The sequence below is a fragment of the Burkholderia sp. LA-2-3-30-S1-D2 genome (genome assembly GCF_001523915.2).
GTDB lineage: Bacteria > Pseudomonadota > Gammaproteobacteria > Burkholderiales > Burkholderiaceae > Burkholderia > Burkholderia diffusa.
This window is the reverse complement of the sequence record NZ_CP013385.1, coordinates 737,497-756,863: the sequence shown is the minus strand read 5'-3', so window position 1 is coordinate 756,863 and position 19,367 is coordinate 737,497. Positions and strand designations below refer to the sequence as shown.

Annotated in this window: 13 protein-coding genes; 9 read left to right on the top strand and 4 right to left on the bottom strand. The window is 66.7% G+C overall.

What is annotated here, in order from left to right:
• Positions 1-402: 402 nt before the first annotated feature.
• From WS66_RS32520 to yjfF, 4 genes are all read left to right on the top strand, one after another.
• A complete protein-coding gene (locus WS66_RS32520) occupies positions 403-1,365 on the top strand; it encodes an ABC transporter substrate-binding protein (protein WP_059529188.1) in 963 nt (320 codons plus the stop codon).
• 68 nt (positions 1,366-1,433) lie between these two features.
• Positions 1,434-2,948: a sugar ABC transporter ATP-binding protein gene (locus WS66_RS32515; protein ID WP_059605489.1), complete on the top strand. Its 1,515-nt coding sequence runs from the start codon at positions 1,434-1,436 to the stop codon at positions 2,946-2,948.
• The gene (locus WS66_RS32510) at positions 2,945-3,985 is read left to right on the top strand and encodes an ABC transporter permease (RefSeq protein ID WP_059605486.1); all 1,041 of its coding nucleotides are present in this window, start codon (positions 2,945-2,947) and stop codon (positions 3,983-3,985) included. Before WS66_RS32515 ends, WS66_RS32510 begins: the two co-directional genes overlap by 4 nt.
• On the top strand, positions 3,982-5,100 hold the full coding sequence (gene yjfF, locus WS66_RS32505) for a galactofuranose ABC transporter, permease protein YjfF (protein ID WP_059605482.1): 1,119 nt from the start codon (positions 3,982-3,984) through the stop codon (positions 5,098-5,100). Before WS66_RS32510 ends, yjfF begins: the two co-directional genes overlap by 4 nt.
• A gap of 154 nt (positions 5,101-5,254) precedes the next feature.
• Here the strand turns inward: yjfF and WS66_RS32500 are convergent, their stop codons facing one another.
• Positions 5,255-5,968: an IS3 family transposase gene (locus tag WS66_RS32500; protein WP_236872997.1), complete on the bottom strand. Its 714-nt coding sequence runs from the start codon at positions 5,966-5,968 to the stop codon at positions 5,255-5,257.
• Complete coding sequence (locus WS66_RS34615) at positions 5,962-6,168, bottom strand: transposase (protein WP_236872996.1); 207 nt, start codon at positions 6,166-6,168, stop codon at positions 5,962-5,964. Before WS66_RS34615 ends, WS66_RS32500 begins: the two co-directional genes overlap by 7 nt.
• 255 nt (positions 6,169-6,423) lie before the next feature.
• On the opposite strand from WS66_RS34615, the gene WS66_RS32495 reads away from it, so the two are divergent.
• The 5 genes from WS66_RS32495 (at position 6,424) to uvrA (ending at position 16,766) form a co-directional block, all read left to right on the top strand.
• On the top strand, positions 6,424-6,732 hold the full coding sequence (locus WS66_RS32495; protein ID WP_059605480.1) for an H-NS histone family protein: 309 nt from the start codon (positions 6,424-6,426) through the stop codon (positions 6,730-6,732).
• A gap of 106 nt (positions 6,733-6,838) precedes the next feature.
• The gene (locus tag WS66_RS32490; protein ID WP_059605477.1) at positions 6,839-7,753 is read left to right on the top strand and encodes a LysR substrate-binding domain-containing protein; all 915 of its coding nucleotides are present in this window, start codon (positions 6,839-6,841) and stop codon (positions 7,751-7,753) included.
• 185 nt (positions 7,754-7,938) lie between these two features.
• Positions 7,939-9,213, top strand: a complete 1,275-nt coding sequence (locus WS66_RS32485) for a dicarboxylate/amino acid:cation symporter (protein ID WP_059605520.1) — start codon at positions 7,939-7,941, stop codon at positions 9,211-9,213.
• Complete coding sequence (locus WS66_RS32480) at positions 9,210-10,670, top strand: amino acid racemase (protein ID WP_420868030.1); 1,461 nt, start codon at positions 9,210-9,212, stop codon at positions 10,668-10,670. The genes WS66_RS32485 and WS66_RS32480 overlap by 4 nt, the downstream gene beginning before the upstream one ends.
• A 201-nt stretch (positions 10,671-10,871) precedes the next feature.
• Entirely contained in the window at positions 10,872-16,766 is a 5,895-nt protein-coding gene (gene uvrA / locus WS66_RS32475; protein ID WP_059605474.1) for an excinuclease ABC subunit UvrA, read from the top strand.
• Between the two features lie 86 nt (positions 16,767-16,852).
• Here uvrA and WS66_RS32470 read toward each other — a convergent pair whose 3' ends face one another.
• Positions 16,853-17,794: an amino acid ABC transporter substrate-binding protein gene (locus WS66_RS32470; RefSeq protein WP_059605471.1), complete on the bottom strand. Its 942-nt coding sequence runs from the start codon at positions 17,792-17,794 to the stop codon at positions 16,853-16,855.
• A 13-nt stretch (positions 17,795-17,807) separates the two neighbouring features.
• On the bottom strand, positions 17,808-19,115 hold the full coding sequence (locus WS66_RS32465) for a dicarboxylate/amino acid:cation symporter (RefSeq protein WP_059605468.1): 1,308 nt from the start codon (positions 19,113-19,115) through the stop codon (positions 17,808-17,810).
• Between the last annotated feature and the right edge of the window lie 252 nt (positions 19,116-19,367).

The following is a 19,367-nucleotide window of genomic DNA, read 5'->3' as shown; positions in this document are numbered from 1 at the left end:
TATCCATATGCGGCGATCGGCGTTCACGCGCGGCGGACATCGTTGTTCTCCTTGTTGTCGAAGCGGCTGTCGCGGGGCGCGAACAGCGCTTGCCAGTGCGACAGCAAGATCCGTGCGCCGCCGCGGGATCCGCCGCCCCGCCTACGTCGAAACGGTTGGGGCAGGCGACGATCCGGTGCTAGGTGTTTATACGTATGCCGATACCGATATCGCTTCAATCCAATATTTCATTGGAAGGTTATCGGACTTGTTTCTAGACTGATCCGGGGCGTACATACCGGGCCGGCCGCATGCGCCGGCCGGCACCGCCCCGAACCGCACCCGCGCCACGCAGAACCACAACAGCACGGCATCGCGCCAGGCAGGCGCCGCGGCATACAACGACATCATCGGAGACGGACCATGACATTCATCAGGAAGCTGACGGCCGGTGCGCTCGTCGCCGCGGCGACGGTATTCGCTTCGGGTGCGCACGCGCAGCAAAAGCCGATCACGCTCGGGTTCTCGCAGGTCGGCGCGGAAAGCGCGTGGCGCACCGCCAACACCGTGTCGGTGAAGAGCGCGGCGAAGGACGCCGGCATCAACCTGAAATTCTCGGACGCGCAGCAGAAGCAGGAGAACCAGATCCGTGCGATCCGCTCGTTCATCGCGCAGAAGGTCGACGTGATTGCGTTCTCGCCGGTCGTCGAGTCGGGCTGGGAGCCGGTGCTGACCGAAGCGAAGGCGGCCCATATTCCGGTGATCCTGACCGATCGTGGCGTCGACGTGAAGGATCCTTCGTTGTACGTGACGATGATCGGCTCCGACTTCCTCGAGGAAGGGCGGCGCGCCGGCCACTGGATGGAAGAGCGCTTCAAGAACGATGCGGGCCCGATCAATATCGTCGAGCTGCAGGGCACGGTCGGTTCCGCACCGGCCAACGATCGCCGCGCGGGCCTGCTCGAAGTGATCAAGAACAATCCGAAGTTCAAGGTGATCGCATCGCAAAGCGGCGACTTCACGCTCGCCGGCGGCAAGCAGGTGATGGAAGCGTTCGCGAAGACCTATGGCAAGCAGATCAACGTCGTCTACGCGCACAACGACGACATGGCGCTCGGCGCGATCCAGGCGATGGAAGAGGCCGGCATCAAGCCCGGCAAGGACGTGAGCGTCGTGTCGTTCGATGCGACCAAGGGTGGCTTCCAGGCGATGGTCGCCGGCAAGATCAACGTCGACGTCGAATGCAGCCCGCTGCTCGGGCCGCAGCTGATGACCGCGGTGAAGGACGTGGTCGCCGGCAAGCAGCTGCCGAAGCGCATCGTCACGAACGAGACGGTGTTCCCGATGAGCGTCGCGGCGCAGGTGCTGCCGACCCGCAAGTACTGAGTCCCGGCGGACGCGGGCGGCGGCGCGGCTGCCGCCGTCAGCCTTCCGCCTCGAATCGAGGGCGATCCATGACGAATCCGCCGGTGGTCGAGATGATCGGCATCGACAAGGCGTTCCCGGGCGTGAACGCGCTGCAGCGCGTGAACTTCCGGTTGTTTCCGGGCGAAATTCATGCACTGATGGGCCAGAACGGCGCGGGCAAGTCGACGCTGATCAACGTGCTGACCGGCGTGCACGCGCACGACACGGGCGAGATTCGCGTCGGCGACGCGCCGGTGCGGTTCGCCGCGCCGCGCGAGGCCGAGGCGGCCGGAATCCAGACGCTGTACCAGGAAGTGAACCTGTGCGCGAACCTGTCGGTCGCCGAGAACATCTTCGCGGGGCGGCAGCCGATGCGGCGCGGGGCGATCGACTGGAAGACGATCCATGCACGCTCGCGCGATGCGCTCGCCGAGCTCGACCTGTCGCTCGACGTCACGCGCTCGCTCGACGCGTATCCGATCGCGGTGCAGCAGATGGTCGCGATCGCGCGGGCCGTGTCGGTCGATGCGCGCGTGCTGATTCTCGACGAACCGACGTCGAGTCTCGACGACGGCGAGGTTGCTCGGCTCTTCGACGTGCTGCGCCGACTGAAGGCGTCGGGGATGGCGATCCTGTTCGTCACGCACTTTCTCGAACAGACCTATGCGGTGTCCGACCGGATCACGGTGATGCGCAACGGCGAGCGCGAAGGCGAGTACCTCGCGCGCGACCTGCCGGTCGATATGCTCGTCGCGAAAATGACCGGCCGCGAACCGATGTCCGGCAAGCTGCAGGCAGGCGCGGCGGCCGAGCAGCGGGATGCCGATGCGGCCGCGCCATTCCTGTCGATGCAGCAGGCAGGCCGGCGCGGGATGATGAGCCCGCTCGATCTCGACGTGCGGCCCGGCGAGATCGTCGGGCTGGCCGGGCTGCTCGGCTCGGGGCGCACGGAAACCGCGCGGCTCGCGTTCGCGGCCGAGCGCACCGACACCGGCACGATCGAGATCGACGGCGCGCGCAAGCGGCTCGCGTCGCCGCACGATGCCGTGCGCAACGGGATCGCGTATTGCCCCGAGGATCGCAAGAAGGAGGGGATCGTCGCGGCGTTGTCGATCCGCGAGAACATCGTCCTCGCGCTGCAGGCTCGGCGCGGCTGGTGGCGGCTGATCGGCCGCGCGCGCCAGCGCGAACTCGCCGAGGCGTACATCGCGAAGCTCGGCATCAAGGCGCGCGACGCGGAGCAGCCGATCGGGCTGCTGTCCGGCGGCAACCAGCAGAAGGTGCTGCTCGCGCGTTGGCTCGCGACGGAGCCGAAGCTGCTGATCCTCGACGAGCCGACGCGCGGCATCGACGTCGCCGCGAAATTCGACATCATGGAGCGCGTGCTCGCGCTGTGCGCGCAGGGGCTCGCGATCCTGTTCATCTCATCGGAGATCAGCGAAGTGGTGCGCGTGAGCCACCGCATCGCGGTGCTGCGCGATCGCCGCAAGGTCGCCGAACTGACCGGTGCCGAGGCATCGGAGGAACACGTGTATCAACTGATCGCGGGAGGCCGGTCATGATCCGGTTACGCACGTTGCTTCGCCATCCGCTCGTATGGCCGGTGCTGACGCTCGCGCTGCTGTTCGCGCTCGACGTCGCGCATCGGCCGGGCTTCCTGTCGATCGCGGTGCTCGACGGCCACTTGTTCGGCGCACCGATCGACATCCTGAATCGCGCGGCACCGCTCGTGATCGTGTCCCTCGGCATGACGCTCGTGATCGCGACGCGCGGGATCGACATCTCGGTCGGCGCGATCGTCGCGATCGCCGGCGCGGCCGCGGCGATCGTGCTCGACGGCGATCCGGCGCGGGTCGGCACGGCGCTGGCTGCTGCGCTATGCGTGGGGTTGCTCGCAGGGGCATGGAACGGCGTGCTCGTCGCGTTCGTCGGGATGCAGCCGATCATCGCGACGCTGATCCTGATGGTCGCCGGACGCGGTATCGCGCAGTTGCTGACGGGCGGACAGATCATCCCGATCGGCGCGCCGGGCTACCTCGAACTCGGTGGCGGCTATCTCGCGGCCGTGCCGTGTTCGGTCTGGATCGCGATCGCGACGATCGCGGCGACCGCGCTGCTGGTGAACCGCACGGCGCTCGGCCTGTTCATCCGCGCGATCGGCGTGAACCCGGTCGCGACGCGGCTCGTGGGCTTGCGCGCGGGGGCGGTCGTGTTCGGCGTATATCTGTTCTCCGGCGTCATGTCGGCGCTCGCCGGCATCCTCGCCAGCTCGAACGTTCGCAGCGCCGACGGCAACAACGCGGGGCTGCTGCTCGAACTCGACGCGATCCTCGCGGTGACGCTCGGTGGCACGTCGCTGCTCGGCGGCCGCTTCAGCCTCGCGGGTTCCGTGCTCGGCGCGCTGATCATCCAGACGCTCACCTACACGACTTATTCGATCGGCGTGCCACCGGAGGCGACGCTCGTCGTGAAGGCGCTCGTCGTGATCGTCGTGACGCTGATCCAGTCGGACGCGGCGCGCGGGCTGGTGATCCAGCGTGCGTCGCGGCTGCTTTCTTCCACCCGCTCGCGCGCCACCACCGGAGCCACGCCGCGATGAAACGATTCTTCGCATCGCTTACCGACCCGCGCACGTTGCCTATCGTCGTGACGATCATGCTGTTTGCCGCACTGTTCGGCTTCGGATCCGTGATGTACACGGGCTTCTTCTCGATGCAGGTGCTGACCGGGCTGCTCGTCGACAACGCGTTCCTGCTGATCGTCGCGATCGGGATGACGTTCGTGATCGTGTCGGGCGGTATCGACCTGTCGGTCGGCTCTGTCGTTGCGCTGACAACGATCTTCTGCGCGATCGGCGCCGAACGATTGCACTGGCCCGTCTGGGCGATCGTGCCGCTCGTGCTCGTGTTCGGCGCGCTGTACGGTGCGGCGATGGGTGCGCTGATTCATTACTTCAGGTTGCAGCCGTTCATCGTCACGCTCGCCGGGATGTTTCTCGCGCGCGGCGCATGTTTCCTCATCACGACGCAGTCGATCACGATCAACGAGCCGACCTTCCATGCGCTCGCGGGCATGAGCGTGCCGGTCGGTGGCGGGACGCTGAGCGCCGGTGCGCTGATTGCGCTCGCGACGCTGGCCGCCGCGATCTACGTTGCACATTTCACGCGCTTCGGCCGTAACGTGTATGCGGTCGGTGGCAACGAGCGATCGGCGCTGCTGATGGGGCTGCCGGTCGCGCGCACGAAGGTCGGCGTGTATGCGCTGAGCGGCTTCTGTTCGGCGCTCGGTGGCGTGGTGTTCACGCTGTACGTGCTGTCCGGCTACGGGCTGCAGGCGCAGGGGATGGAGCTCGACGCGATCGCCGCGACCGTGATCGGCGGCACGCTGCTCACGGGCGGGGTGGGGTACGTGATCGGGTCGGTGTTCGGCGTCGGCATCCTCGGCACGATCCAGGTGCTCATCACGTTCGACGGCACGCTGAGTTCGTGGTGGACGCGGATCGTGATCGGCGCGCTGCTGTGCGTGTTCTGTCTGCTGCAGCGGGTCATCGAGCGGCACGCGGCGCGGCGGCGTAGCGGCGGGACGGGGCTCGATCCGAAACGGCGGAAGCGGGAAGTCGCGCAGGCCGGGTCAGCGGCGCCGGGTGACGATGCGGCGCTGGTGTCGACGATGCGGCGGTTGTGGCGGTTCACACCGTCGGCGGCGCGCCGGTGACGAATACGCCGGTCCGGCCATATCCCTATCCGGTTCGGCGTTGAACGACGCATCGGCGATGCCGACAGTTTTTGGCGACTCGGCCGGCCGCTCGCTCGCGTGCAGGTCCATCGTGACCCTGCCTCGTTTTCACGTACAGCGACTCATGCGGCGATCAAGCTGGCCTCGTAGTCGACGGGGGGAGGAAGTCGATCGAGGTATGCAGGCGTTGCCGATTGTAATAGCCCTCGATCCAATCGACGATATCCAGACGGGCGTGGGCACGCGTTTCGTAGTGAGGCTGGTAGATTCTTTCGACCTTCAGCGTCTTGAAGAAGCTCTCCATCGGGGCGTTATCCCAGGCGTTGGCACGGCGGCTCATCGAGACGTTTATCTTGAACGTGGCGGTCAATTTCCGGTACGCGCGACTGGCATATTGGGCTCCACGATCGGAATGCAGCAGCAATCCCGGTGGCGGTTTGCGTTGCCAGCACGCGCTGCGCAACGCCTGGCAGACCAGATCCGCGTTGATCCGCTCGGACATCGACCAGCCGACGATGCGCCGGCTCGCCGGATCCAGGATCGTCGCCAGATATAACCAGCCCTCGCTAGTCCTGACAAAGGTGATGCCGCTTACCAGGCTTGATTGGGCCGCCAGCCGTCGAAACGCCGATCTAACAGATTCGGCGCCACCGGTAGGCGATGCGTCGAATCCGTCGTCACCCGACGGGCGCTTGTAGACCGGGCGTAGCCCCTGGCGTTGGAGGCTGCGACGCACGCGTTCGGCGCTCGCCGGCCGACCCTGAGCACGCAACTGTCGCACGATACGAGCACGGCCATAGCTGCCGCGGCTGGCGCGATGAATGGCGGCGACCTCAGCGTCTAACATGGCATTGGCCAGTGCCCGCCGACTTGGCTCCCGGCCGCGCCACTGGCATTGCGCTGATCACGGCACCAGTTCCCCAGTGTCGCCACCGGCACGCCCAGTCTACGTGCGGCCTCATGCTGACCGAGGCTCTCAGCCAGCCGCACTGCCTCTACCTTGAACTCCTTCGTGTACTGCCGTCTTGGTATTACGTTCTCTGCCATGCGCTTCTCCATACAGGCAAAAAGTTATCAAACTTCTTGCTGTACGTGGATTCAGGGCAGGGTCACTCTTCGTCGAGCTGCCGTTCTGAACGACGTGCGCACGCGCTTCGCCGACGCATCCGATACGTAGGGAGACAGGCCTCGTGCCGCGTCGATCGGTCGAGCGTGACACCACCCGTTGACAACACAACGAACCGTTCGGGGCTTGCGTCCCGTTCGGCTTTTCATGGCGCCGGAGCAATTTGGAGGAAAGGGATGTCGGGCTATCGCGAATTGAAGGCGCAAGCCGATGAACTGATGAAACGTGCCGAGGAAGCGCGACAGGCTGAACTCGAGACCGTGCTGCAGGAGGTCCGTACCCGTGTCGCCGAATATGGGTTGACCTCGAGACAGATATTCGGCCGTCAGGGCAGTGCCGCAAGGGCGGCGCGAAAAACGGCTGCCGTCGCGCCGAAGTACCGCGATCCGAACACCGGGGCGACGTGGTCCGGCCGGGGACGCGAGCCGGCATGGATCAAGGGGAAGTGCCGCGAGCGCTTCCTGATCGAACGCCAGGAGGGTTGAACGCGACATCGCGCGATGCCCATAAAATGGAGGCGTCCGCCGACCCGTGCTTCGCCAGGACCCTGGCGACGAGCGGGCCGGCTTACCCGCGACCTCCAAGGCCACTATGGAAATCAAATGGATCGAGGATTTCCTCGCGCTCGCGCAATACCAGAGCTTTTCCCGCGCGGCTGAATTTCGCAACGTCACGCAGTCGGGCTTCAGCCGCCGCATCCAGTCGCTCGAACAGTGGATCGGCTCCGAGCTGATCGACCGCAGCAGCTTTCCGCCGGTGCTGACGCCGGCAGGGCGCCTGTTCCGCGAAACGGCCGAGGACGTCATCAGCCGCCTGTACGATACCCGCGCGATCATCCGCACCGAGCAGCGGATCGCCGGCAAGAGCCTGCAGATCGCCGCGGGCCACACGATCGCGCTGAGTTTCCTGCCGGCCTGGCTCAAGGCGCTCGCCCCGCATTTCGGCGAAGTGCGGGCGCGTGTCATTCCGACGAACGTCCACGACTCGATCCTGATGCTCGTCAACGGCAACTGCGAGCTGATGTTTGCGTATCACCATCCCGAGCTGCCGCTCCATCTCGACCCTGCGAAGTACGAGCACCTGACAGTGGGCCTCGACACGCTGATGCCGGCGTGCCGGCCGAACCGTCGATCGGCGCCCGCATTTCGCCTGCCCGGAACGAAGCAGAATCCGCTGCCGCTGATTACCTACACGGAAACCAGCTACTTCGGCCGCTGTCTCGCGCTGCTGCTCGGCCGCGCACCGGATGCGCCGGCCTTGCAGCTGCACTACGAATCCGACATGGCCGAAGTGCTCAAGAAGCTCGTGATGGAAGGCGAGGGCGTCGCGTGGCTGCCCCGGAGCGCGATCGCCGCCGAACTGGCGGCCGGCGACCTCGTGCCGGCCGGCCCGGCGGCGTGGAACCTGGAAGTCGAGCTGCGCGTGTATCGCGACGTGTCCAATCGCAGCGAATTCCTGGACTCCCTCTGGCAGCATCTGCGCGCGGCGCCTGCCCGGCTCGGCTGAATCAGGGTTTTCCCGCGTTATGCGACGCTCGCATACCGCCATGTTGCACTGGCATCACGGTTTTTTCGGCCGTTCCTACCATTCGTTCCAACGGCACATGCGACGCGCGACCTGCGTCGCGCGGCCTTCTTCGCAGCGCGCTCGCCGCCTTCCGGCGGCCGAGTGCCACCCAAGGACGAATGGACATGAAAAATCGCCTCACCTTAAGCATCGCAGTCGGCATGATCCTCGGTGTCATCGCCGGTTATGCGTGCCACGCCAACATCGCCGACCCGGCCACGCTCAAGACGATCGCCGGCTACTTCTCGATCGTCACCGACATCTTCCTGCGCCTGATCAAGATGATCATCGCGCCGCTGGTGTTCGTGACGCTCGTGTCCGGCCTGGCCGGCATGGACAGCGGCGAGGACGTCGGCCGCATCGGCCTGCGCTCGATCGGCTGGTTCATCTGCGCGTCGCTGATTTCGTTGATTCTCGGCCTCGTGATGGCCAATGCGCTGCAGCCGGGCGCCGGTCTCAACCTCACGGAGACCGCCGGCGAGGTCAACACCGGACTGAACACCGCCGCGCTGAACGCCCGGGACGTGATCACGCATGCGTTCCCGACCAGCCTGCTCGATGCGATGGCGCGCAACGACATCCTGCAGATCCTGGTGTTCTCGGTCTTTCTCGGCGTTGCGCTGAGCGCGTTGAAGCGTGACCAGCGCGTCGGCGCCGTGATCCAGGCGATCGACGGAATGGTGCCGGTGATGCTGCGCCTGACGAACTACGTGATGCGCGCGGCACCGCTCGGCGTGTTCGGTGCGATCGCGTCGTCGGTCACGCTGCGCGGGCTCGACGTGATCTACACGTACGGGAAGCTGATCGGCGCGTTCTATCTCGGCTTGCTGGTGCTCTGGGCGATCCTGATCGGCGTCGGCTACGTGTTTCTCGGGCGGGGCGTCTGGCGCCTGCTGAAGGTCGTGCGCGAGCCCGCGCTGATCGCCTTCTCGACCGCCAGCAGCGAGGCCGCCTATCCGCGCCTGACCGAGCAGCTCGAGCAGTTCGGCGTCGACAAGAAGGTGGTGGGCTTCACGCTGCCGCTGGGTTACGCGTTCAACCTCGACGGATCGATGATGTATCAGGCGTTCGCGGCCATCTTCATCGCGCAGGCGTTCGGCGTGCACATGCCGCTGTCGGAGCAGGTGTTCATGCTGCTGGTGCTGATGTTGAGCAGCAAGGGCATGGCGAGCGTGCCGCGCGGCTCGGTGGTCGTGGTCGCGGCGGTCGCGCCGATGTTCCATCTGCCGGTGGCCGGCGTCGCGATGGTGCTCGCGATCGACCAGATCCTCGACATGGGCCGCACGATGACGAACGTGATCGGCAACAGCGTGGCGACGGCGGTGATCGCGAAGTGGGAGAGCCGGCGCGCCGCGCAGTCGCAGGGTGCCGTATTCGACCAGCCGGAGCTGAACGCATGATGTGCACGGATAGCGTGAATGCCCGGCGGAAATTCGGCGTGGTCGGCGGCCTGGGGCCGCTGGGCAGTGCCGACGTGTTCTTCAAGATGGTGAAGGCGACGCCGGCGTCGTCCGACGAGGAACACGCCGAGATGATCTTCGAGCAATACCCGTTCAAGGGCTCGGGGTCGGGCAGCGCGGCGACCATCGAGCGCAAGCTGTACGTGTTCGACATGATCCGGCAGTTCGAGAAGCGCGGCGTGACGACGGTCGTGCTGCCATGTTTCCTGAGTCACACGTTCATCGACGAATTGAAGGCGAATACGCACCTGCCGATCGTGGACATCGTCGAAGCCGTTCGCTACCACGTGCGGCGCAAGTACCCGGACGCGACGCGCATTGGCGTGCTGGCTTCCGACTACGTGCGGGACAAGCGACTCATCGAGACGTATTTCCCGTCACCGCAGTTCGACGTCGTTCATCCGCGGACGCATGACGGGATCGATCTCGTGACGGAAGCCATCTACGGTGCCGACGGCATCAAGCGCGGCAATCTGTGCGGCCGGCCGGTCGAACTGCTGCGCCGCGCATGCGAGGACCTGATCGATCAGGGCGTGCAGGTGATCGTCCCCGGCCTGACCGAGATCGCGCTGGTCGCGGGCGAAATCGGCCCGCTGCGCGTGCCGGTCGTGGATTCGAACCTCGCATATGCGCAGTACGCGGTGACCGGGCACGCCGGCTCACGCGCGGCGCCGTTCAAGGTCGGCGTGGTCGGCGGCGTCGGGCCGGCCGCGACGGTCGATTTCCTGGACAAGATCGTGCGCAACACGCCGGCGTCGCGTGATCAGGAACACATCAAGCTGCTGGTCGAACAGAACCCGCAGATTCCCGACCGGACCGAGAACCTGATCGGCACCGGCGCGGACCCGACGATCTCGTTGTACGCGACCTGCAAGAAGCTCGAGGACGGCGATGCCGACGTCATCGCGATTCCGTGCAACACCGCGCATGCGTTCGTCGAGCGGATCCAGCCGTACCTCGGCATTCCGATCGTCAACATGCTGACCGTCACGGTCGCCTACCTGCGCGACACCTATCCGGCGCTGCGGGAGGTCGGGGTGCTCGCGACGTCCGGCACGATCGAAAGCGGGGTCTACCGGAAGGCGCTGGAGTCGCAAGGGCTTCGGCAAGTCGCGCCGGGGCCGGCATTGCAGGCGCGCGTGATGGCAGCGATCTACGGGAAGCGGGGCGTCAAGGCCGGCTTCACGTCCGGACAGTGCGAGGAAGATATCGGGGCGGCCATCGAGGCGATGATTGCCGAGGGCGTGAGCGTAATCGTGCTCGGCTGTACGGAACTGCCGCTCCTGCTTCCTGGCGGTGAATATGTTGCGCGGAACGGGAGGCGCGCGACGCTCGTCGATCCAACCGATGTGCTGGCCCGCACGTGTATTGCGTATGCGATGGCGGGCGGCGGGTGAGCCGCGGTTTGCCCCGCAGAAGTCGACGGCGCACGCCGCTCGGCCTGCTCGTGGAAAACTGTATGAATATACAGTATAGTATCCGTCGAACTCGAGCGGCGCGGGCATGACCCGTGCGGCACGTGCGCCGCGCCTGCGGGCATCCGCCGCAGCGTTCCGGCACCGTGAATTCCGGCTAACTCATCCAGACGGGCAGGCAAATTGTCATCCAGCAATCTGATCCGCATTCGCGGAGCACGTCAGCACAACCTCAAGAACCTCGATCTCGACCTGCGCACCGGCGAAATGACGGTCGTCACCGGCCCGTCGGGCTCCGGCAAGTCGAGCCTCGTGTTCGACACGCTGTACGCGGAAGGCCAGCGGCGCTACGTCGAAACCTTCAGCGCCTACGCGCGGCAGTTCCTCGACCGGATGGACCGCCCGCAGGTCGAGCGCGTCGACGGCGTGCCGCCCGCGATCGCGATCGACCAGACCAACCCGGTCCGCAGTTCGCGCTCGACCGTCGGCACGATGACCGAGCTCAACGATCACCTGAAGCTGCTGTACGCGCGCGCGGCCGAGCTGTTCGACCGCCAGACCGCGCGGCAGGTGCGGCATGACACGCCCGAGACGATCTACGCGGAACTCGTCGAGCGCACGCGCGCCGACGACCCGCGTGTCGTCGTCACGTTCCCGGTCGAGCTGCCGGAAAGCGCGTCCGAAGAAGAAGTCACGCAGTGGCTGTCCGCGAGCGGCTACACGCGCGTGCAGGCGCAGCGTGAAGTCGCGTCGCCCACGGGCCCGCGCAAGCTGCTCGACGTGGTGGCCGACCGCTTCCGCGTGCAGCAGGCCGACAAGGTGCGCGTGGTCGAGGCGATCGAGGCGTCGCTGAAGCGCGGCGGCGGCCGCGTGAACGTCTACGTGCTCGCGCCGGAAGCGGAAAACGCGCTCGCCGAGCCGCAGGTGTGGCGTTTTTCCACCGGGCTGCACGACCCTGACAGCGACCTGCGCTACGCGGAGCCGCAGGCGGCGCTGTTCTCGTTCAACTCGGCCTACGGCGCATGCGAGACCTGCCGCGGCTTCGGGCGCGTGATCGGCGTCGATCTCGGCCTCGTGATCCCCGACGCGCGCAAGACGCTGCGCGGCGGCGCGATCAAGCCGATGCAGACGCCCGCCTGGAAGGAGTGCCAGGACGACCTGATGCGCTACGCGGCGAAGGCGGACATCCGCCGCGACACGCCGTGGTCCGACCTGACCGACGCCGAGCGCGACTGGGTGATCAACGGCTCGCCGGACTGGAACGGCAAGTGGCAGAGCCAGTGGTACGGCGTGAAACGCTTCTTCGGCTATCTCGAATCGAAAGCGTACAAGATGCATATCCGCGTGCTGCTGTCGAAGTACCGCAGCTACACGCCGTGCGAGGTCTGCGGCGGCGCGCGCCTGAAGACGGAATCGCTGCAGTGGCGGCTCGGCTCGAAGGCGAACGCCGATACGGTGCTGGCGCCCGCGAATCGCTTCATGCCGCGCGGCGTCGACTGGACGCGCGCGCAGCTCGAGGCGCTGCCGGGCCTGACGGTGCATGACCTGATGCTGCTGCCGATCGAGCGCATTCGCCGCTTCTTCGACGAGATCACGCTGCCGAGCGCGCTGCTCGACGATGCATTGAAGCTGCTGCTCGCCGAGGTGCGCACGCGCCTCAAATACCTGTGCGACGTGGGGCTCGGCTACCTGACGCTCGACCGGCAGAGCCGTACGCTGTCCGGCGGCGAGGTGCAGCGGATCAACCTGACCACGGCGCTCGGCACGTCGCTGACCAAAACGCTGTTCGTGCTCGACGAGCCGAGCATCGGCCTGCATCCGCGCGACCTCACGCGGATCGTCGAGGCGATGCAGCGGCTGCGCGACGCAGGCAATACGCTGGTCGTCGTCGAGCACGATCCGTCGGTGATGCTCGCGGCAGACCGGCTGATCGACATGGGTCCGGGCCCCGGCGAGCGCGGCGGCACGATCGTCTACGACGGCACGCCGGGCGACATTCGTTCCGCGCACACGCTGACGGGCGAGTATCTCGGCGGCCGCAAGCACGTCGCGCATGCGTCGAACTGGGCGCGCCGCCCGGTGGACGCGAACACGCTGCGCATCGTGCTCGAAGGCGCGACCGAGCACAACCTGCGCGACGTGACGGTCGAGATTCCGCTGCAGCGGCTCGTGTGCGTGACGGGCGTGTCGGGTTCCGGCAAGTCGACGCTGCTGCAGGACGTGCTTTATCCGGCGATGGCGCGCCATCACGGCAAGGCGACCGAGTCGCCCGGCGCGTTCCGCAATCTCATGGGCGCCGATCAGGTCGGCGACGTCGTGTTCGTCGATCAATCGCCGATCGGCAAGACCACGCGCTCGAACCCGGCCAGCTACGTCGGCGCGTTCGACGAGATCCGCAAGCTGTTCGCGAAGGCGCCGCTCGCGCTGCAACGCGGCTACGGCACCGGCACGTTCAGCTTCAACTCGGGCGACGGTCGTTGCCCGACCTGCGGCGGATCGGGCTTCGAGCACATCGAGATGCAGTTCCTGAGCGACGTCTATCTGCGCTGCCCGGATTGCGACGGCAGCCGCTACCGCGCCGAGATTCTCGAAGTGCGAATCGAACGCGACGGCCGCGCGCTGAACATCGCCGACGTGCTCGACCTGACCGTCAGCGAAGCGGCCGCGTTCTTCGCGGCGGATGCCGAGGTGCTACGTGTGCTGCAGCCGATCGTCGACGTTGGCCTCGAATACGTGAAGCTCGGCCAGCCGGTGCCGACGCTGTCGGGCGGCGAAGCGCAGCGGCTGAAGCTGGCCGGCTTCCTCGCCGAATCGGCGGCCGCCGCGGGCGGGCGCCGGGTCGCGAGCGAGGAGGCGCGCGTCGCGCGCGCGAAGCTGTTCATGTTTGACGAGCCGACTACCGGGCTGCACTTCGACGACATCGCGAAGCTGATGCAGGCGTTCGGCAAGCTGCTCGCGGCCGGACATTCGCTGATCGTGATCGAGCACAACCTCGACGTGATCCGCGCGGCCGACTGGCTGATCGATCTCGGCCCGGAAGGCGGCGACGGCGGCGGCCTCGTGCTGTGCGCGGGCACGCCCGACGACGTGAAGGCGTGCGCGCAATCGCACACCGGCGTCGCGCTGCTGCAGTACGACCGCGCGATGGACGGCGAAACCGCGCTCGCCGACGAAGGCGTGCCGCTGCAGGCCGTGCTGAACGCCGCCCGCGAGCGGCGCGCGATCGAGGGCGAGGACGTCGTGCGGATCGTCAACGCGCGCGAGCACAACCTGAAGGCACTCGACGTCGACATCCCGCACGGCAAGTTCAACGTGATCACCGGCGTGTCGGGGTCCGGCAAGTCGACGCTCGCGTTCGACATCCTGTTCCACGAAGGCCAGCGCCGCTACCTCGAATCGCTGAACGCGTATGCACGCTCGATCGTGCAGCCGGCCGGGCGGCCTGAAGTCGATGCGGTGTACGGCATTCCGCCGACGGTGGCGATCGAGCAGCGGCTGTCGCGTGGCGGCCGCAAGAGCACGGTCGCGACCACGTCCGAAGTCTGGCACTTCCTGCGGCTGCTGTACGTGAAGCTCGGCCTGCAGCATTGCATCCACGACGGCACGCCCGTCACGTCGCAAACCGTCGAATCGATCGCCGCGCAGCTGCTGCGCGACCATCGCGGCGAGCACGTCGGGCTGCTCGCGCCGCTCGTCGTCAACCGCAAGGGCGTCTATACCGATCTCGCGAAGTGGGCGAAGGCGCGCGGCAGCACGCATCTGCGCGTGGACGGCGAGTTCGTGACGGTCGATCCGTGGCCGAAGCTCGACCGCTTCCGCGAGCACACGATCGAATTGCCGGTGGCCGACATCGTCGTGTCGCCGGACAACGAGGCCGAGTTGCGGCGCATGCTCGACGAGACGCTCGAGCTCGGCAAGGGCGTGATGCACCTGCTCGCGCCGCTCGACGGGCTGCACCAGGCGATGCAGAACGATCATTCGACCGCGCGCGTCGGCGAGATCAAGGTGCTGTCGGTCAAGCGCGCGTGCCCGGTGTGCGGCACGAGCTACCCGGAACTCGATCCGCGGATGTTCTCGTACAACAGCAAGCACGGCTGGTGCACGACCTGCGTCGGCACCGGGGTCACGCTCACGCGCGAACAGCGCGCGGCATACGACGATACCGTGCTCGCCGGGGACGATCGCGGCCGCGAGCAGACTTTGCCGTCGGACGAGCAGGAACCGGAAGGCGTCGGCAACGAGCCGTGTCCGGATTGCGGCGGCACGCGCCTGAATCCGTCCGCGCGCGCGGTCACGTTCGACGCGCATCCGATCGTCGAGGTCGCGCAGTGGACGGTGTCCGATACGCGCCGCTGGATCGACGCGCTGGAACTGACCGGCCGCGACGCGCAGATCGCGCGCGACATCGTCAGCGAGATCGGCAGTCGCCTCGCGTTTCTCGAGGAAGTCGGGCTCGGCTACCTGAGCCTCGATCGTGCGGCGCCGAGCCTGTCGGGCGGCGAAGCGCAGCGCATCCGGCTCGCGGCGCAGCTCGGCAGCAACCTGCAGGGCGTGTGCTATGTGCTCGACGAGCCGACGATCGGCCTGCATCCGCGCGACAACCAGATCCTGCTGGACGCGCTGCGCAAGCTCGGCGACAAGGGCAACACGCTCGTCGTCGTCGAGCACGACGAGGACACGATTCGCCGCGCCGATCACATCATCGACGTGGGCCCGGGCGCCGGCAAGCGCGGCGGCACGCTGGTCGCCGAGGGCGCGGTCGCCGATCTGGCCGCACAGCCCGATTCGGTCACGGGCCGCCTGCTCGCGCACCCGATGACGCACCCGCTGCAACCGCGCCGTGCGGTGAGCCTCGCGGGCAAGAAGGGCGCACCGGCGGTGCCGGAGGGCTGGCTGACCGTGCACGGCGCGACGCTGCACAACCTGCACGACGTCACGGTCGGGATTCCGCTCGCGCGGCTCGTCGCGGTGACGGGCGTCAGCGGTTCGGGCAAGTCGACGCTCGCGCGCGATGTGCTGATGACGAACCTGCTTGATGCGGTCGGCCGTTCGGTGCTGTCGTCACCGGCCACGCGGCGCGCGCGCAAGACCGCGCAGCAGGATGCGCCGGCCACCAACCGCCGCTCGAGCGTGCTCGCGCGTAGCGCGCCGCGCCCGTCGCTGAACGTCACGCATGCGTGGCAAGGCTGCGAGTCGCTGAGCGGCTGGGAACAGATCGACCGCGTGCTCGAAGTCGACCAGACGCCGATCGGCAAGACGCCGCGCTCGTGCCCGGCTACCTACATCGGCGTGTGGGACACGATTCGCAAGCTGTTCGCCGATACGCTGGAAGCGCGCGCGCGCGGCTACACGGCGTCGCGTTTCTCGTTCAACACCGGCGACGGGCGGTGCCCGGCCTGCGAAGGGCAAGGCGTGCGCACGATCGGGATGAGCTTCCTGCCCGACGTGAAGGTGCCGTGCGACGTGTGCCACGGGCAGCGCTTCAATCCGGAGACGCTCGCGGTCACGTGGCGCGGCCGGAACATCGGCGACGTGCTGACGATGGAAATCGACGAAGCGGTGGAGTTCTTCGCGCCGATTTCAAACATCGCGCATCCGCTGCAGCTGATGAAGGACGTCGGCCTCGGCTATCTGACGCTCGGCCAGCCGTCGCCGACGCTGTCCGGCGGCGAGGCGCAGCGGATCAAGCTCGTCACGGAGCTCACGAAGGTGCGCGACGACATCACGCGGCGCGGCCAGAAGGCGCCGCATACGCTGTATGTGCTCGACGAGCCGACGGTTGGTCTGCATATGGCCGACGTCGCGAAACTGATCCGTGTGCTGCACCGGCTGGTCGACGGCGGGCATAGCGTCGTCGTGATCGAGCACGACCTCGACGTGATCGCGGAAGCCGACTGGATCATCGATCTCGGCCCGGAAGGCGGCGTGGGCGGCGGCACGATCGTCGCGGCGGCGCCGCCGGAAGGGCTCGCGCAGGTGAAGGCGAGCCATACCGGGCAGGCGCTCAAGCCCGTGCTGGCGCGAACGGCGACGGAAGACGATGAGACGGCGCGGCAGGGAGAAGCGCGGGTCGGTTGAACGCGGTGCATCATGTGAGCGGCCCCGGTGTCTGATCAGGCACCGGGGCCGCTTTTACGTTCGTCCGTGCGGTCAGCCGCGCAATCTCATTCGCCCTTGACGCCGATCGTCTCGATGATGGTCTCGAGTTGCGGGCTCATCGGCAGGTTGAGGCTCATGCCCGACGGAAGCGGACGCAGGAACCAGCGCTTGTACTGACGCGTGATCTCGCCGTCGACGGCCAGTTCCTCGAACGTGCTCTTCACGACCTGCGCGAGCTGCGGATCGTCCTTGCGGAACATGATTCCGTACGGGTCGTATGACAGGAAATCGCCAACCACGTCGTACTGGCCACCCTTGCCCGCATTCTCGGCAATCAGGCCGTACAGCAGCACGTCGTCCGTCGCGAACGCATCGGCCTGACCATTCGCGACGAGCGCGAAGCCCTGTGCATGGTCCGGCACCACCTGCAGCTGGATCCCGAGCCTGAACCGCGCGTTCAGGTCGCGCAGCGCCTTCTCGTTGGTCGTGCCGGCCGTCACCGCGACCTTCTTGCCCGCGAGATCGCGGAACGAGCGAATCGGCGAGCCTCGCTTCACCATCACCTTCGTGCCGGCCACGAAGATGATCGGCGAGAACGCCACGCGCTTCTGGCGCTCCAGGTTGCTCGTCGTGGAGCCGCATTCCAGATCGACCGTGCCGTTGACCACCGCGTCGATGCGGTTGTCGGAAGTGACCGGCACCCAGCGGATCGTCAGGCTCCTGTTGACCGCATCCTCGATCGACGACACGAGCGCCTTGCAGAGCTCGATCGAATAACCGATCGGCTGTTTGCGCGCATTCAGGTACGAGAACGGGATCGACGCGTCGCGATAGCCGAGCGCGATCGTGCCGCTGCTGCGCACCTTCGCGAGCGTGCCGGTCAGTTGGGCCGGCGCGAACGGCTCGACGCGCGGCGTCGTGGACGGCGCATCTTCCGCGTGCGCGGTTGCGCCCGCGGCAAGCAGGCCTGCGAGCGCGAGCGCACGCCAGAATTGCTGCATCTTCATCGTCGGGCCTCCGTCAGACATCCGCCGGGTGCGCGATCGTCCCTTCCTGCTCCGCGTCGATGCGCGCCAGGTTGGCCTCGGCTTCCGCCTCGGACATGAGCTGGCCTTCCCACTTCGCGACCACTGCGCTGGCGATCGAGTTGCCGACCGCGTTGGTGGCCGAGCGGCCCATGTCGAGGAACGTGTCGACACCGAGGATCAGCAGCAGCCCGGCTTCCGGAAGCCCGAACTGGTGCAGCGTGGCGGCGATCACGACGAGCGATGCGCGCGGCACGCCGGCCATCCCCTTCGACGTCAGCATCAGGACCAGCAGCATCGTGATCTGCGTGCCGAGTGACAGGTGGATGTTGTACGCCTGCGCGATGAACAGCGCCGCGAAGGTGCAGTACATCATCGAGCCGTCGAGATTGAACGAATAGCCCATCGGCATCACGAAGCTGGAGATCTTGCGCCGCACGCCGAACCGGTCGAGGGCATCGAGGATCTTCGGATACGCGGCTTCGGAGCTGGCGGTCGCGAACGACAGCATGAACGCTTCCCTGATCAGCACCAGCAGCTTGAATACGCGGCGGCCGAGGAACAGCAGCCCCGCACACACGAGCAATGTCCAGAGCAGGAACAGGCTGACGTAGAAGTCGCCCATGAACACCGCGAACTTCAGCAACACCGACAGCCCGTTGACGGCGACGGTCGCGGCCATCGCGGCCAGCACCGCGAGCGGCGCGAGCTTCATCACGTAGCCGGTGATCTTGAGCATCACGTGCGACAGCTGGTCGATCGCGGCCACGAGGATCTTGCCGCGTTCGCCGAGCGCCGCGAGCGCCACGCCGAAGAACATCGAGAACACGACGATCTGCAGGATCTCGTTGTTGCTCATCGCCTCGGCGAACGATCTCGGCACCATGTGGCCGACGAAATCCTTGAGCGTGAACTTGGAGGTCGCGAGATTCGCCGATGCGCCGATGTCCGGCAGCGGCAGGCCGAGGTTGTCGCCCGGGCGAAGCAGGTTCGCCATGAACAGCCCGAGCAGCAGCGAGATCAGCGACGCGGTGACGAACCAGCCGATGGATTTCGCGAATACGCGCCCGACCGATGCCGCGTCGCCCATGTGCGCGATGCCGACGACCAGCGTGGAGAACACCAGCGGCCCGATCACCATCTTGATCAGGCGCAGGAACACATCGGAGATGAGCGAGATGTATCCGGCGATCTCGGCGGTGGCCTTTTTGTCAGGAAAGCTCATGAAGATCATGTAGCCGATCAGGATGCCTGCCACCATCGCGATCAGGATCCAGACGGCTGCAGCATTTTTTTTCTGCATCGTGAGCCTCCCTTGCACCGGTTCCGCAACCGGGGATGGAAGGACGATACAGGACGCGAAAGACGATGAACAGTGCAACCGGGGGCGGGTTTGCGCGAGCGCCGCGTCGCGACCGATTGCCTCCCCGAAGATTGCACCGGTGGCGCTGCGATGCCCGGGGCCGGCGCAACCCGGTATCGGATTTGTGCGGAGCAGCACACCGCCGGTTCGATGGTCGTTGAATCCCGACGGCGGTCTCGCCGTGGGGCACGC